This window comes from Photorhabdus sp. RM323S (genome assembly GCF_042879375.1).
Taxonomy (GTDB): domain Bacteria; phylum Pseudomonadota; class Gammaproteobacteria; order Enterobacterales; family Enterobacteriaceae; genus Photorhabdus; species Photorhabdus tasmaniensis.
In genome coordinates this window covers 15,490-30,557 of record NZ_JBHFKZ010000016.1, presented here as the reverse complement: position 1 = coordinate 30,557, position 15,068 = coordinate 15,490, and the positions used below count along the sequence as shown (strand labels likewise).

Below are 15,068 nucleotides of genomic sequence, written 5' to 3'. Positions count from 1 at the left end.
GGTATTTATGGGTTGTTTAGCGTTGTGTTGCTCTAAAACTATACTAAGATTTGTTTGATCCTGTGTCTATTATGTTGCTTCCCATAAGCTACGCGATAAACTTAATTCTTAAAAAGGTAGGATTAGAACTATGTTTAAGATTGGTCACAATAATAAGATGATCGAAGTATTAATTGGGAGAGAGTGCCAGAGGCGGCATACCCCATAAGAAAAAAATTCGTGTGCCTTACTGTGAAGCATGACTCGAGGTTCAACACTCCGATCCTGAATGGTCGGGATTGGAAATTCGCAATTCAACACAAATATAGGCCCAACTATGAATCCGTTTGATCATATAGTTCCCATGCGAAAGGAAGAACTGCAACACGTTCCCGCAGCACAGAGCACGCTGAACCGTTTTGCCGGTGTCAGTATCCCTCAACACCCGAGCATGGCTCCGAACGACTTTGGAAGCCCGCACCAGGACAGCTGGTGTTCCGAGTCTGTGTCGCTCAACGGCCCCGTTGACGGCAATCTTCTGCTTATCGAGCAGTACAATCCTTTCGGGTACACGCCGAACATGGTTTGTAATAGCAATAATCAAATGGTGGGTGTCTCGTTCGACTATGCTTCATCCCAGTTCTGGGTGGTGGTGTTTGATGAGAACTGCAACATCATTTCGGCCACGCCCGCGGGCAAGTATTCCGGCAATACCTTCGGTGGCGGCTATTTCTACATGGACAACCACGACAACACGATTGTTGTACAGAACAACCGAATCGTCAGCTATCCGACAGCAAATGTGCAGCTGATAGAAAGCGAGATTTATCCGCTCGCACCGAACTGGCGGAGCGCCAATATTGTCAAGCTGGTCACTGGTTCAAGAGAGGGTAACTCTCTCTACTCGTCGCTTCCGGTTTGGGATGAGAGTCGTCCGAATCTCTACTGGTGCCTGCTTGCCGGTGAGTACGACTATCAGAACTACCCGGATAGCACACTCAGCGCCCCGGCATGGATGGCGGTTGTGCAAATTGAGGACGATGGGAGCACGACGCTGATTGGTGCGAATAAGCTGGAAAAACAGTGGAACAACAATACGTTCGCTGTTGATGAGAATGGAGCTTACATCGTCACCAATGGTCTCGACAGCGAGGACGCCTGTACGGAAGGATATCTCTGGGCGTTCAGTCTGGAGGGGAATGATGTCACCGTTCGCTGGAAGACGCCCTACAAGAATGCCGGATACTTGAAGCCGGGTCAGAAGAATATCGGTTCGGGAACCACGCCGACGCTCACCAAAACGCAGGACGGGACTGAACTGGTAGGGATCACTGACAATGCCGACCCCCGCCTGAACGTGCTGGTCTGTAACCGTGCGGACGGAAGTGTCATCTCCGAGACCCCTTGCTTTTTGGAGATGAAGAGCGCCGATGAAGCCTCACTGATTGGTGTTGGTGATACCTTCGTGGTTGAAAATAACTTCGGCCACTATCCGACGTGGCCGTTCTCACAACTGGTTCCAAATGCTCCCGGCATGGAGATGATCCGCATCAACCCTGAAACTGCCGAACAGCCTGATAAAAAGATATGGTCTTTGCCGGACGTTCACTTTTATGCAATGAACATGCTCTGTCGCGGAAGCGGTATCATCTTCGCGCATACCTGTAGCTGGTCTGATGAAATTTCAGCGTCAAAAGGCGGAATGTACTACATCAGCGCGATCGACTCCTTCGATGGCCGGGTGATTTGGCAGATTCCCCTTGGCAGAGGTGTGAACTATTGTCATGAATACGGCGGCATTTACTTCAATAGGGATGGCGACCTCTACATTGGCACCAACCAGTATTTGGTTGCTATCAAGAATTTCCAGAACCGTTCCCAAAAGCTTAAGGAACGGGTGGCTGAAATCGAAAAGGAAATCGGTGCGAACGACTGAGACGATTGCATTAACTACCCGGTTATCCAGTCGTCAGCAAGGGTGCTGTTCCAGCATCATGGTTTGCAGCGCTGACGGTGTTATGTACACGTTTCTGGCCGCAGGTACCGGCCAGGTCGATGGTTGCCAGTGGATATTCGCTTAAGGTTGTACAGCTTGAACTCGGCAGGGCCACCTTTGGGCGGCTCTGTCGCATTACTGGACTATGACAACTTAGCCGCTACACGCGGCAAGTAACCCGGTTCGTATTATGCTAAATTATTTATTTGCGGATTTTATTATGTTGATTTTTTATGATCGATTATTTAATTGGTTTATAAAAAAGTTTATTCCCCGGTTGAAAATGTTATTAAAATAGGTTCCTTTTTGGAAATATATTGCTTGATTAACCTATTCATATTGTTGTTTATCTTTTTTTTTTGGGGGTATAAATAAGCTATTCATAATAGTGATACAGCCTGACCGTTTGATTAATAAATATATAGGTAAAATTTAATGGCTTAGTAGGTTTCATCAGTTTGTGATTCTACTAAAAATCTTCCCAAAGCATTGCTGCGTAAGGTATTTTTCGAATTGATTCATTATTGTGAATTGTTATTTATAAGCTTTAATAAAGCCAATTTTTGTTTTTTATTTTCCGTTGATAGTTTTATGGTGGGCAGGTTTTATTAAGAGCCTGTACATTATTTTGTGTAATTACCACCGCATTATAAATGACCGTCCAGACGATCACCGAACTCAATAATAAAATGGCTCATAGCCAGCCGCCAGTTGTGGGTCTGTATACTCCATTTTTTCGAGGCTGCTTGAGTCGCCAGATAAATCACTTTACGCACTATATGGGTATGGGGTCTGCTTGGAAAACGGAAAATACCCTACGCTAAGTACACTTTTTAAACATCAGGTTCCTGATTTGCCACTTTATACTCTGAGAATTGTTTGTCGCAAAAAATATTTTGCAGTATCATAACTGGGCAAGCACATTGGCCACTATTTATGGGCCGTTAAGGAGGTGATTATGAAAAGAATAGGGTTTGTATTGTTGGTGTTATTCTTCGGCATGGCTGTTTTCCCTGCGAGCGCTGACTATGGGCACCGTGACTGCCGCCATGGGCCGTATATTAAATCGGGCGAGTGGGTACCGCGCTTTGGTAAAATGACACTGGCGGTTGTGCCAACCAAATGTAGTCGCAATATTCGCTTCAGTGAAACCGGTAAGGCAAAGGCAAAGGAAAAGGCATTTGAGGAACTGAAGCATAAGTTCGGGAAGAGCAGATACTGGTACAATACGAAAGGTATGCGTAATCAGTTCGACTGCCACGTGGATATTGCTAGTAAAAAAGATAAATGGAATCTCGATCCTTACCGTAAATATGTGGGGTATGCGGCAACGAAAAAAGCTGGCTGCAATCCACAATAATATCGTAGTAAAAAAGGAGCTGAATCAGCTTCTCAGACCGCTGACAAACCTCGTTGAAAAGAACGGGGTTTGTTTTTTTCATGATGAAAAATGTTGTGACCATTTTCCTCATTAGCCCCATGTGATCGCTCACCGATGCGCCATTTTTGCCCTTGCCTTACCACATACCCCCTTTATCCAGCAATAAAAATAACAAAACGTGGCGACTTTGCGGTTTTTTTACGGGTGAAACATGGCAACTCTGATTGAAGCTAAAAATATTGCATGCCAATTTGACGGCGAGCCGAAGCCGTTATTTTCCGGCATAGATATTAATTTGACAATTGGACAACAGGCGCTTGTTGGACGTAATGGTATTGGTAAATCCTGGTTGGCGTCCATTTTAGCTGGCCGCTATTCACCTTCAGAAGTTACGGTGCAGCGGTTTTGTGACGTAGGTTATTTATCGCAGGGATTAGCCTCTTTTCTAGGCAATGGTGCCGATATTTTAGGTATTTCAACTCTGTAAAGTGCTTATCGCCGGATCTTGGATGGAGAAGGACGTGATGAGGATTTTGAAAAAATGGAAGGGAACTGGGATATCGAGCAGCAAACAGAGTTAATGCTGGTGGAAGGGGAATTATCAGCGCGTGTTTTGCACCAGGCATTTAATACTTTAATACGAAATATTTTATCCAAATTAGGTCGTCATTGCTTTGAACCAGTCTTGTCATTTGTCTTGATCCCACAAATACCCCGCCAAATTTCTCATTGTTCCAGCCATCGAATTTTTTCTCTTTTGTCATGCTAGCAGTTATTTAATTCCATATTTTCTGACCGACAACGTTTTAGACGCTGACAAGGAAAGCCGTGGCTGAAGATAGCGATCTTGAGAAAACAGAAGAACCCACGCCCCATAAACGGGAAAAAGCCCGGAAAGAGGGGCAGATAGCTCGCTCCAGAGAGCTGAGTTCCATATTGATGCTGACCAGTGGCCTGAGTTTGCTTTGGATGAGTGGTCAATCAATGACTCATGAATTGTCGCTGATGGTGTTTGAAGGTTTTAACTTCGATCACAGCATGGTCAGCAATGATAAGCAGATGGTTCAGCAGATTGGCAGGTTGCTCCGGCAAGCTGTTTGGGCTTTGTTGCCGGTTTTTGCCGGATTAGTGTTCGTTGCGTTAAGTGCTCCGGCGCTATTGGGTGGATTAGTATTCAGTACAAAATCCATCAAATTTGATGCGAAAAAATTGAATCCTATTTCGGGTCTGAAACGTATTTTTTCAATGAATGCGTTAGCTGAATTATTTAAAGCGTTACTTAAAGCAGGATTTGTCGGAATTGGCGCTGCTTTATTTCTTTGGATGAACTGGCCTGCCATGTTACGGCTGATCGCGCAACCACCTCTGTTGGCGCTGGATGATGCAATGCAAATGTTGGTATTTGCCGGTTATGTGGTGGTTTTCATGTTGATACCGATGGTGGCTTTCGATGTCGTTTACCAGATATACAGCAATCTGAAAAAACTGAGAATGACCCGACAGGAAATAAAGGATGAATTTAAAGAACAAGAAGGGGATCCACATGTTAAGGCGCGTATCCGTCAACAACAACGGGCAGCTGCCCGTCAGCGTATGATGGCGGATGTACCGAAAGCGGATGTGATTGTCACTAACCCAACTCACTATGCTGTCGCCCTGAAATATGACGACAAAGCGATGAGTGCGCCAAGGGTATTGGCGAAAGGGGCGGGGATCATTGCATTGCGGATTAAAGAAATGGGTACAGAAAACCGCATTCCATTACTTGAGGCACCGCCACTTGCCAGGGCGCTTTATCGCCATAGTGAAGTTGGGGGACATATCCCCGCGACACTTTATGCGGCGGTAGCGGAAGTGCTTGCCTGGGTCTACCAATTGAAACGTTGGAAACGAGAAGGCGGCTTGAAGCCGAAGAAACCTGAAAATCTGCCAGTGCCGCCAGCACTGGATTTCGCTGGAGAAAATAATCGTCATGGCTAATCTGGCCTCTATACTTCGTTTACCGGGCAATATGAAAGGTTCGCAATGGCAAATTCTTGCCGGACCGGTATTGATCCTCATGATCTTGTCAATGATGGTATTGCCGTTGCCGCCATTCATGCTGGATTTGTTGTTTACTTTTAATATTGCACTGTCAATCATGGTATTGTTGGTGGCGATGTTTACCCGGCGTACTCTGGATTTTGCTGCATTCCCGACAATATTGTTGTTTTCAACTTTACTGCGTTTGTCTCTTAACGTGGCTTCAACCCGTATCATTTTATTGGAAGGGCATACCGGCTCTGCGGCGGCGGGCCACGTTGTAGAAGCATTTGGTCACTTTCTGGTTGGCGGTAATTTCGCTATCGGTATTGTGGTATTTGTTATCTTGGTATTGATTAACTTTATGGTGATTACCAAAGGTGCAGGGCGTATTGCTGAGGTTGGCGCCCGTTTTGTGCTGGATGGTATGCCAGGTAAACAGATGGCGATTGACGCTGACTTGAATGCCGGATTAATTGGTGAAGAGGAAGCGAAGAAACGCCGTGCGGAAGTGACTCAGGAATCGGATTTCTATGGTTCGATGGATGGCGCCAGTAAGTTTGTGCGCGGTGATGCGATTGCCGGATTAATGATCCTGGTTATCAACGTCGTCGGCGGCTTAATCGTTGGTGTGGCCCAGCATGGCATGAGTCTGGGGGATGCGGCGGAGGTTTATACCCTGTTAACCATTGGTGATGGCCTGGTGGCGCAGTTACCTGCCCTGATTATTTCGACCGCGGCCGGTGTGATTGTTACCCGCGTGGCGACGGATCAGGATGTTGGTCAGCAGATGGTGACTCAACTATTCGATAATCCCCGTGTGTTGATGTTGAGTGCGGGGGTTCTCGGATTATTGGGCATGGTTCCGGGAATGCCCAATTTTGTTTTCCTGCTGTTCACTGCGGCGTTAGCAGGTCTTGGCTGGTATCTCTATCGCCGTGCTGATGGCCCGGTGATGAATGCGGAAAAACCAAAAGTGGAAGAGCAACAGCAGGCATCAGAAGCTTCATGGTCTGATGTTCAGCTTGAAGATCCGCTGGGAATGGAAGTGGGATATCGCCTGATCCCGATGGTTGATTTCCGTCAAAATGGCGAATTACTGGGGCGAATCAGTGGTATTCGGAAGAAATTTGCTCAGGAGATGGGATATTTACCCCCGGTGGTTCATATCCGTGACAACCTTGAACTGGCTCCGGCTGGCTATCGTATTCTAATGAAAGGGGTAGAAATTGGTCGCGGTGAAGCGCATCCGGGGCGCTGGCTGGCAATAAACCCTGGCGGTGCAGTTGGGGAATTGCAAGGTGATATCACCAAAGATCCGGCTTTTGGACTGTCTGCGGTTTGGATTGATGATAGCCTCAGAGAACAGGCGCAGGTTCAGGGTTATACCGTGGTTGCTGCCAGTACGGTTGTGGCTACCCATATGAATCATCTGTTGACGCAATATGCTAATGAGTTATTTGGCCGTCAGGAAGCTCAACAACTGTTTGAACGCGTCAGTCAGGAGATGCCTAAACTGACCGAAGACTTTATTCCCGATATTGTCAATTTGACAACCTTGCATAAGGTTCTGCAAAACCTGTTGTCCGAACAAGTGCCGATCCGGGATATGCGGACAATTATTGAGACACTGGCTGAACATGCTCCGGGACAAACTGATCCTTATGAGCTGACATCTGTGGTCAGAATCGCGCTTGGCCGGGCGATTGCTCAACAGTGGTTCCCGGGAGCGCAGGAAATTCAGGTTATCGGCTTAGATGCCGGTCTTGAACGCTTATTAATTCAGGCGTTGCAAAACGGTGGTGGTTTGGAGCCGGGATTGGCGGATAACCTGCAAGGGCAGGCAACGGAAGCACTGCAACGTCAGGAAATGTTGGGTGCTCCTCCGGTGCTGCTGGTTAATCACGCATTACGCCCACTATTATCGCGTTTCTTGCGTAGAACTTTACCGCAATTAGTGGTTTTATCTAATCTTGAAATCAGCGATAACCGTCAAATTCGAATGACAGCGACCATTGGTGGTAACGGATAGATATATCAATAAAATAGCAGACCATTTTATTCCAAAATGGCCTGCTATAATCATCTCTCGACAGTAATAGTCGTTTTTAGTCATAAAAAACCTGCCGGAGCAGGTTGGTTAAAAATAAAAATCGTAGTTTATGAAGTAAACCTCATTTAAGTCTCTCAGGATTTTCCTCTCTGATTCACCCAGATCGTCCTTTGTGTATTTTTTATAAAATAACATCTATATCAATAGGATTATCTGCAAAATATTACTGAAAATCACGATATGCATCGTCACTTAATAACGCCTTATAGTCCTCAGTAAAATATCGGCCTCAATGAATATCATATTTAAGTGCGCCATATAGTATATGTGAAGTCATCGTTGATATTAATCTCTTTAAGATTACACACAAGTCCAAGGATCTGATATAACATATTGATTATATAAATATTTATTGGTGCTGTATGAGTTGGGTAACAGAAGAATCCAAGACATTAGATGCTCTTTGTAAAATATTAACAAATCAATCCATAGTGCAATTGTTGAGATAAATGGTATAGGTGTTATTATAGCGGAATAGAATTCTAATAAATTAATTTGAGTTTAAGATAATTGTTTGTTTAATCATATATTTATATTGATTTTTTCATCTTGATATAAATTTAAACATAAATGGATTGATCTATATGTTATTTATTTACGATATGATTTTTATTTGAAATTCGTGAATGATAATATTATATCCGTAGCTGCTATTAAAAAATTTTCGAAATAGTTCAAAAATAGATCAAGTTATACTGAGTAAGAATAATAAAGAACGGGCTAAATAGTCGAATATTGAATAAAAGAATGATAAAGGAAAGATAAAAAATAACACACCAAATTTGGTGACGAAAAAATAAAATTCAGTAATATTTGCCGCTCTAAACAATTCAAAAGGATGAGAGTTAAATATGTATAAAAATATGTTAAAATCCGTAACATCAGGAAAAACAGAAAACGGACCTCAACTAAAAGGGAATGAGAACGCATATGACACATCAATATTAAAAGGCAGCCCTGTAGGACGAAATGATATTGGAAATTCAGCACCACTACCCGCTCAGGCAGAAGTTTTTCAAAAAGTTGTCGATGAAAAAATAGAAAGCTTCAAAACCAAGGGAAATCCAATCTCAATCGTTGTTTGGCGTAATAACCAGACAGGGCTTACCCACATATTGGATGGTCAGCATCGATTTATTGCTGCATGCATACTTGGAGTACCCGTTAATTTGACATGGAAAAAGTTCGGTATACCCCCTAATCAGATAGACTGGAGTGGTACAAAATTCTCAAATGCAATACCGGCCAAGACCAAGATATTTGGAAAATAATCGATTAAGTTAGTTTAATATGTATTCGGCGCGACTTGATCTGATACAGGAATTTGAAAGATTGAGAGTTACCGGTTTTGATATAGATGTCGAAATCTTAAACAAAACGTGCGGTAACTCTCATGCTCCATATTATTAATCCCATCATCCCGGATAAATTCAAATGTAATTGAGAATGTAACGGGTGCTACGACCGCCAGCGCCGGTGCTTTTTAAACAGCCTAGCTCAACCAAATGTGCTAAATGTCTTGTTGCCGTGGGGCGACTTACCTTCGCCACTTTTTGATATTGGCTGTTGTTAATACCCTGCTCAAAATCACCGTCCAGCATACGGTTTAATACTTTTGCCTGTTCTTTAGTCAATTGGGGCTGATCTATCTGCTGCCAAAACTTAGCTTTTAATACAACCCGATTAATTTCTTTCAGTTTGTTTGCTAAGGTTTCATTCAGTATTTTCAAAAACCAAACTATCCAGGCGGTAATATCCAAACTGCCTCTCTGAGTGCTTTCAAGGGTTTCGTAATACATCTTACGATACTCACAAATACTGACTGACATTGCGTAGAAACGGATTGAGCGGTTTTCGGCTTGAGCAAGTGCAAGGTCTGTTAAAAATCGGGTAACGCGGCCGTTTCCGTCTTCTAAGGGGTGGATTGTCACAAACCATAAATGAGCAATTGCCGCCCTAATGATGGGATCGAGACTGGCATCTGTTCGGGATTGATTGAACCATTTTATAAATTGAAGTACTTCGGCGACAACTCTTTCCGGTGGTGGCGCTTCAAGGTGAACAGTCGGTTTATCCAGACGACCGGATACCACTTCTATCCCCCCTTCGCGTAACTGACCTCCCTGTATCGGATTGAACAGGGTATATCCTGCGGGGAACATCAACTGATGCCACCTGAGGATACGCTCAAGGGTCAGATCGGATTCACTGTTTTCTATCACATCAAGGGCGACCTCGGTAATGCCGTCAGTTCTTTCTGTTGTTGGATAAGGTTTTTCTTCTGTGATGCCCAACCTGTTCGCCAATGATGAGCGTACAGAAGCCGCGTTTAATCTCTCACCTTCAATTTCGCTGGAATAGATTATGCTGGATAGCAGGCTATCAAGCGTTGCTTGTTTGGTGTCTTCATACTCAGATTTGCCTAACAACAATCCTTGGTTGAAATGCACGTTTCGTAGTAATGGTGCAGTAACGTCGGCATTCCAATGGAATTCAGGCCAATTATGTTGTTCCCATATCCACATTGATTTCACCTGTGAGTCAAATAAGACTTCTATTCTACTCACTAAATGAGTCGAATGTTAATTTTATTTGACTCATTTACGGTTTTTTTAAGGTAATTAAGGCCTTATTGACCTTGATGGAGGGCAGGGAGAGATCTCACATTTTTAGACCTGCCCTGACTTCTGGATTTAATCGGTATAAAGTTTTAACGATTGTTTTTATCGCTTTTAACATTTGTTTTTTATTAGTCGAATCCGCCCGTTATTTTTATTGATTAAAGTTTTTACCTGATGCGTATGTCCTTTTTCCCAGATTTTAAAACCGTGCTGACAGACAAAAAACAGTTTTTATTATCTGTTGTTTTATCATTTTCAAATTCTTAATTATTTAATGTGGGTAATTATTATTTTGATATTATTTAAATATATGCGCGGTTTTCCTTAATGATTAAAATGAAATATTTTTATTTTATAAAAATAAAATGATTATGTTAAATGAATGCTATTTTAGTGTGTTTTCAATTCTTTGGTGTCTTTTCAATAAATTTTTAATAATTTGATTTAAAATTAATTAAATTTATGGTTGTTGCGATAATAATGATGAGAAAAATATTATTTAATCGATATTTTTTCATGTGAAATTTTTTGAAAAAAAAGTAATTAATTTTTTATCAAATAACTGGCAAAAATTCACTTTTCCACAATGCTTAATTATATCAGGTTGTGCCTTACGAAAAACCAGTGACAGAGTCAAGTTAAATATTAAATAAGTGTTATCGGGAACATATTTTTCGAGGGCGGTAGCGTACCTGAGGTAATAAGCGAAGTTAAATCGTTTCAAATCGCAGGGTAACTAAGAATGGGTTTCTGATGAGGAAAACATTATGTCCATTGAATCGCCGCTACATCAGGAAGAAGATATTGTCGTGATACATGTTGCCACACCCGATGATTTGGTGAAGTTTGCCGATCAAGCCCTCTTCTGGAATAAAGAAACCTATGAGCAGATGAAAATTGCAGAGGTATTGTTTACGCCAGCAGGAGAAGCGCTACCTGGTCTGAGTATTAAACATATCGCTACTCCCGATAATTTGGCGAAGTTTGTCGATGAAGAATACTACTGGAATGAGAAGACCTACGAACAGATGGACGCTGTGAGGGTGTTGTTTATACCCGCAGAAAAAATACGTGGTGTGGGAATTAAACATGTTGCCACACCCGATGATTTGGCGAAGTTTGCCGATGGAGAACTCTTCTGGAGTAAGAAAGACTACGAGCAGCTAAAAGCCGCAGAGGTGCTGTTTGTACCCAGAGAAGGAATGCCCGGTTCGGGGGTTAAACATATCGCCATGCCGGACGATTCGGCAAAATTTAACGATAAAGCGGCCAATTAGAATGAAGAGAAATATCAAGAGAGGGATAAAGCCAGAATATTGTTTATCCCGAAAGTAAAAGAATAGAACGGCGTGTGACAACGTTAACTTATCTGTCATTCTGCATTGGAGGTATTAAATGGCTCACAACAAGACATCGACATCCAGCAAGAATAATCTGTTGAATAAAGAGGAGGTTAAATCCTGGTTTAAATTATATTCCCTGCCGAAAAGTGAAAATTATACTCAATTGGTGCAAATAGCGGCGGAAGGTCGGCGTTTAGCCGGGCTGGACGCTGATCAGCCCGACAATAATCCAGGGGCAGGATTGAACCGAGATCTGGATGAAGTGAATTTACTTTTAGTGAATCCCGGTGAAGGGGTACATATCGGGGAAAACCGTGAAATTGCTGTCAATATTGATAAGAGCAGCGGCTTACAGTTTATTAATGGCGAATTGGGATTACGCCCCGAGTTTAAATTGTCTCTGGAATTGTTTGAGAGTTTTACGCAGGAACAACAAAGAGAACTTTACCGCTGGCTGATTCATGCTGGGGAGATGGCAGCTAGTAAGGTGCAGTTGCCCGCGTTTGACTTGCCGGTCAACGGTAACAATAAAAACCTTGGCGCTGTTGTCAGTGTTAGCGGTGATGGGAAAACTATCGCGCTTAGTGGGGCGGAAGGAAAGGAACCTGTATATCTATTTTCTTATACCGATAACGGTTGGCGGCAGCAATTCGCTGATTACGTTAGTGGTTATAGCGGCAGAGCGTTAAGTCTGAATCGAAATGGTAATGTTCTCGCGGTGGGTATTGATAACCGAAACAGTGATGGTGGGCATGGTTCAGTGTTCGTTTATCGCAGATTGGCAAATGGCGCGTGGGAGAAATCTGCCAAACTTTGGCTTAGTGAGGCGAATGTTCAGCAGCATTTCGGTTGCGCTGTGGGCTTGAGCGCTGATGGCACACTATTAGCGGTAGGTTCTTATGGCTGGAGATCGGGTTCATTGACTAACTGCGGCGCAGTGTATCTTTATCAGTATGACGGGAAGAAATGGTCACAGCTTGGTGAGCGTCTGACCTTATCTTCTCCGTCACAGGGCGATATGTTTGGCGGCAAACTTAGTTTGAGTGCGGATGGTTCAACCTTGGCAGTGGCGGCAACCGGGCGTAATGGTAATAACGGTGAAGTGACGCTATTTCATCGTCACGGGGAATATTGGCAGCCGCGACCGCCACTCAGTTCGCTGAATTTTCCTTCACTCAACAGCAGTGATAGCTTTGGCGCCAGTCTCAGCCTGAACGATAGCGGAGATATTTTGGCGGTGGGGTGCCCGGGAGAGAAAAGCAATGTTGGTGCGGTCTATTTGTACCAGCGTTACAGTAATGCATGGCAAGAAATGGGGATACTGAGAGAAGCGGTGACTGTCGGGGAAAGGTTTGGCAGCGAGCTGTCTTTGAGTGGCGACGGTCAGGTGCTGGTGGTGTCAACACCTGTTGGTAAAGATAACACAGGTGTGCAAACCGGTGCAGGATGGTGGTTTAGTTATCAGGATGAACAATGGATTATGCAGGGCAAATTACTGGCAGTGGATGGAGAATCAAACCATAAATTTGGTGCCAGTGTTTGCTTTAGTGGTGATGGCAATACGTTGGCGATTGGTGCCAGTGGCTGGAAGAGTGGAGAAGGGAAAGTTTACCTTTACGACTAGCTAAATGAGGAAAAAACGATGGCGAAAGAGATAACAGATGAAACGGTCAGCCGGCTTAGTGCCCACTTCGCCCCTGGCAAGATCCCGACTGAGGCGGCATTTTATTCACTAATTGATTGGGCCACGTTGTGGCGACAGCTTTTTGGTTGGCAGGAGGGTGATCAGGCTTATCATCCGGGAGTTGGGTTGCAGGTTATCGACAACCGTTTGGTGGTTAAGACTGGTGATGGCATTGCGTTGGCACCGGAGGGGCTTGCGTTAAAGCTACAGCTCGGCGGGGGATTGATGTTGGATAAATCCGGGGTGCTGTCGGTGGATGGTACTGTAGCGGTTTCGGCACAAGCTTTTAAATTGCTTCCTGAGGAGACGAGGAAACAAATTGCCGGGTTGTTATTGAATGCTGGCAGTACGCATTCTCAATAATTGGGTGGAGGGGTTAAATTTCCCTGAACAGAAACCGATGACAGTGACTGTCTAATACGGCTTTTGAGGACATATTATGACTGATAAAGAAATTAGTACTGCTGACTCATTAAAAGCGAGTTTTAAGTCCGGTGTTCCGCCTGCGCCTGAAGCATTTTCCCATTTGATTGATGAGGCATATAAGGCATATGAAATCATTGATGGCGGTAAGGGGGATGGTCCGACCGCAGGGCTGGAACGAGATGACAAAGGAAAACTGGCCCTCAACGCTCACCATTCTGGCGGGTTGAACCTTGATCAGGGAGCTTTGGCACTATCACTGAATCCAGAAGGTGGGTTCTCTTTTGATGGAGGAAAGCGTCTGAAATTGGCTGCCGAGCGTCAGGTTCAGTTTGCGGATTTCTTCAGTTTATCGCGGCGGGAGCGGATGGAGATCACGCAGTTGTTGGGTTTTAAACGTGCCATGATGGCGCGTATGGTTTCTCCTTCCCCTAAAGCGAATGAACATTTTGGCACTTCTGTAAGCCTGAACGCGGCGGGAGACTGCTTAGCGGTTGGGATGGATAATAAAGTCTGTGTGTATACGGGCCGGAAGGGTGAGTGGAATATAAGCGCTCCGGCTGTGTTTGAGGATGATAAAGATCAATCTCGTAGTTCTTGGGATGTCAGTTTGAATGCGGTAGGAGATTGCCTGGCGGTGGGATACTTGGAGGAATACTACATTGGTGTTAAAAAAGTGAAGGCTTGTGTGTATACGCGCACAAATGGCGTCTGGGATACCAAAAATCCCATTGTGTTTCCGCTGGAAGATCAACGTGGATACGCTGGTGGTCACAATGTCAGCTTGAGCGCCACAGGAGACTGTCTGGCGGTGGCGGGCGACTCTTGGTCCTACATATATACACGCACGAATGGGATTTGGGATACAGAAAACCCCTTTAAGTTGATTAAATCGTTTATAAAGGTTTGTCTGAGTGCCTCGGGAAATTGCCTGGCGGGATATGGTGTTGATTATTCTCATGATCCAATAAACGTGGTTTATGTGTATACACGCACGAATGGGATTTGGGATACAGAAAACCCCATTAAGTTCATGGCTGCTAAAGATCGTTCATCCAGTTTTAATCGGATTTTTAGCCTAAATGCAGAGGGAGATCGTCTGGCGGTGGGGGTAGATTATGATGTCCCCACTGCGGGGAAGGTTTATCTATATACGCGCAAGAATGGGATCTGGGATACAGAAAGTCCCATTAAGTTTTCGGCTCCTGCAAGTGATGTAACGTATTTTGGCAGCGCTATCAAACTGAATGATGTGGGAAACCGTCTGGTAGTGGGGGCGGCTTCCAGAGTGTATGTGTATACCTGTCTAAATAATAAGTGGAATATGGATACACCTATCGAGATTTTGGACCCCTCAGGCAATTCAGACAATTTAAATGGTTTTGGTAAAGCTGTCAGTTTGAATAGGTGGGAGACGAGTTTGGCAGTTGGTGCAGTTTCAGCCAAGGTTGGTTCTGCGTCCGAAGCCGGTGCAGTCTACATCTTTGAAAATGTCAAATGATGCTC

General features: G+C 44.1%; 13 protein-coding genes. 12 read left to right on the top strand and 1 reads right to left on the bottom strand.

Going from position 1 to position 15,068, the window contains the following annotated elements:
• Positions 1–316 precede the first annotated feature (316 nt).
• From ACGF7G_RS09440 to ACGF7G_RS09405, 8 genes are all read left to right on the top strand, one after another.
• Entirely contained in the window at positions 317–1,915 is a 1,599-nt protein-coding gene (locus tag ACGF7G_RS09440; RefSeq protein ID WP_387464967.1) for a hypothetical protein, read from the top strand.
• On the top strand, positions 1,902–2,060 hold the full coding sequence (locus ACGF7G_RS09435; protein WP_387464965.1) for a hypothetical protein: 159 nt from the start codon (positions 1,902–1,904) through the stop codon (positions 2,058–2,060). The genes ACGF7G_RS09440 and ACGF7G_RS09435 overlap by 14 nt, the downstream gene beginning before the upstream one ends.
• Positions 2,061–2,933: 873 nt before the next feature.
• A complete protein-coding gene (locus tag ACGF7G_RS09430; protein ID WP_387464964.1) occupies positions 2,934–3,335 on the top strand; it encodes a DUF2599 domain-containing protein in 402 nt (133 codons plus the stop codon).
• A 232-nt stretch (positions 3,336–3,567) separates the two neighbouring features.
• Positions 3,568–3,843, top strand: coding sequence for an ATP-binding cassette domain-containing protein (locus ACGF7G_RS09425; RefSeq protein ID WP_387464962.1), 276 nt, complete (start codon positions 3,568–3,570; stop codon positions 3,841–3,843).
• 18 nt (positions 3,844–3,861) lie between these two features.
• The gene (locus tag ACGF7G_RS09420; RefSeq protein ID WP_387464961.1) at positions 3,862–4,125 is read left to right on the top strand and encodes a hypothetical protein; all 264 of its coding nucleotides are present in this window, start codon (positions 3,862–3,864) and stop codon (positions 4,123–4,125) included.
• Between the two features lie 59 nt (positions 4,126–4,184).
• Positions 4,185–5,336: a flagellar biosynthesis protein FlhB gene (flhB, locus tag ACGF7G_RS09415; protein WP_387464960.1), complete on the top strand. Its 1,152-nt coding sequence runs from the start codon at positions 4,185–4,187 to the stop codon at positions 5,334–5,336.
• Complete coding sequence (gene flhA / locus ACGF7G_RS09410; protein ID WP_387464958.1) at positions 5,329–7,410, top strand: flagellar biosynthesis protein FlhA; 2,082 nt, start codon at positions 5,329–5,331, stop codon at positions 7,408–7,410. The genes flhB and flhA overlap by 8 nt, the downstream gene beginning before the upstream one ends.
• A gap of 932 nt (positions 7,411–8,342) precedes the next feature.
• Positions 8,343–8,762: a hypothetical protein gene (locus ACGF7G_RS09405; RefSeq protein WP_387464956.1), complete on the top strand. Its 420-nt coding sequence runs from the start codon at positions 8,343–8,345 to the stop codon at positions 8,760–8,762.
• A gap of 159 nt (positions 8,763–8,921) precedes the next feature.
• Here the strand turns inward: ACGF7G_RS09405 and ACGF7G_RS09400 are convergent, their stop codons facing one another.
• Complete coding sequence (locus ACGF7G_RS09400; protein WP_387464955.1) at positions 8,922–10,016, bottom strand: Fic family protein; 1,095 nt, start codon at positions 10,014–10,016, stop codon at positions 8,922–8,924.
• Between the two features lie 863 nt (positions 10,017–10,879).
• On the opposite strand from ACGF7G_RS09400, the gene ACGF7G_RS09395 reads away from it, so the two are divergent.
• The 4 genes from ACGF7G_RS09395 to ACGF7G_RS09380 all read left to right on the top strand — a co-directional run bounded on the left by ACGF7G_RS09395 (position 10,880) and on the right by ACGF7G_RS09380 (position 15,063).
• Positions 10,880–11,389, top strand: a complete 510-nt coding sequence (locus ACGF7G_RS09395) for a hypothetical protein (protein WP_387464954.1) — start codon at positions 10,880–10,882, stop codon at positions 11,387–11,389.
• Between the two features lie 118 nt (positions 11,390–11,507).
• Positions 11,508–13,079, top strand: a complete 1,572-nt coding sequence (locus tag ACGF7G_RS09390; RefSeq protein WP_387464953.1) for a hypothetical protein — start codon at positions 11,508–11,510, stop codon at positions 13,077–13,079.
• A gap of 18 nt (positions 13,080–13,097) precedes the next feature.
• Positions 13,098–13,502, top strand: a complete 405-nt coding sequence (locus tag ACGF7G_RS09385) for a hypothetical protein (protein WP_387464952.1) — start codon at positions 13,098–13,100, stop codon at positions 13,500–13,502.
• Between the two features lie 73 nt (positions 13,503–13,575).
• Complete coding sequence (locus ACGF7G_RS09380; protein ID WP_387465025.1) at positions 13,576–15,063, top strand: hypothetical protein; 1,488 nt, start codon at positions 13,576–13,578, stop codon at positions 15,061–15,063.
• Positions 15,064–15,068 lie beyond the last annotated feature (5 nt).

Bases quoted from the DNA above. Each gene is read 5' to 3' on its own strand.
- ACGF7G_RS09440 (WP_387464967.1), top strand. From the start codon at position 317: ATGAATCCGTTTGATCATATAGTTCCCATGCGAAAGGAAGAACTGCAA.
- ACGF7G_RS09430 (WP_387464964.1), top strand. From the start codon at position 2,934: ATGAAAAGAATAGGGTTTGTATTGTTGGTGTTATTCTTCGGCATGGCT.
- ACGF7G_RS09425 (WP_387464962.1), top strand. From the start codon at position 3,568: ATGGCAACTCTGATTGAAGCTAAAAATATTGCATGCCAATTTGACGGC.
- flhA (WP_387464958.1), top strand. From the start codon at position 5,329: ATGGCTAATCTGGCCTCTATACTTCGTTTACCGGGCAATATGAAAGGT.
- ACGF7G_RS09405 (WP_387464956.1), top strand. From the start codon at position 8,343: ATGTATAAAAATATGTTAAAATCCGTAACATCAGGAAAAACAGAAAAC.
- ACGF7G_RS09400 (WP_387464955.1), bottom strand. From the start codon at position 10,016: ATGTGGATATGGGAACAACATAATTGGCCTGAATTCCATTGGAATGCC.
- ACGF7G_RS09395 (WP_387464954.1), top strand. From the start codon at position 10,880: ATGTCCATTGAATCGCCGCTACATCAGGAAGAAGATATTGTCGTGATA.
- ACGF7G_RS09390 (WP_387464953.1), top strand. From the start codon at position 11,508: ATGGCTCACAACAAGACATCGACATCCAGCAAGAATAATCTGTTGAAT.
- ACGF7G_RS09385 (WP_387464952.1), top strand. From the start codon at position 13,098: ATGGCGAAAGAGATAACAGATGAAACGGTCAGCCGGCTTAGTGCCCAC.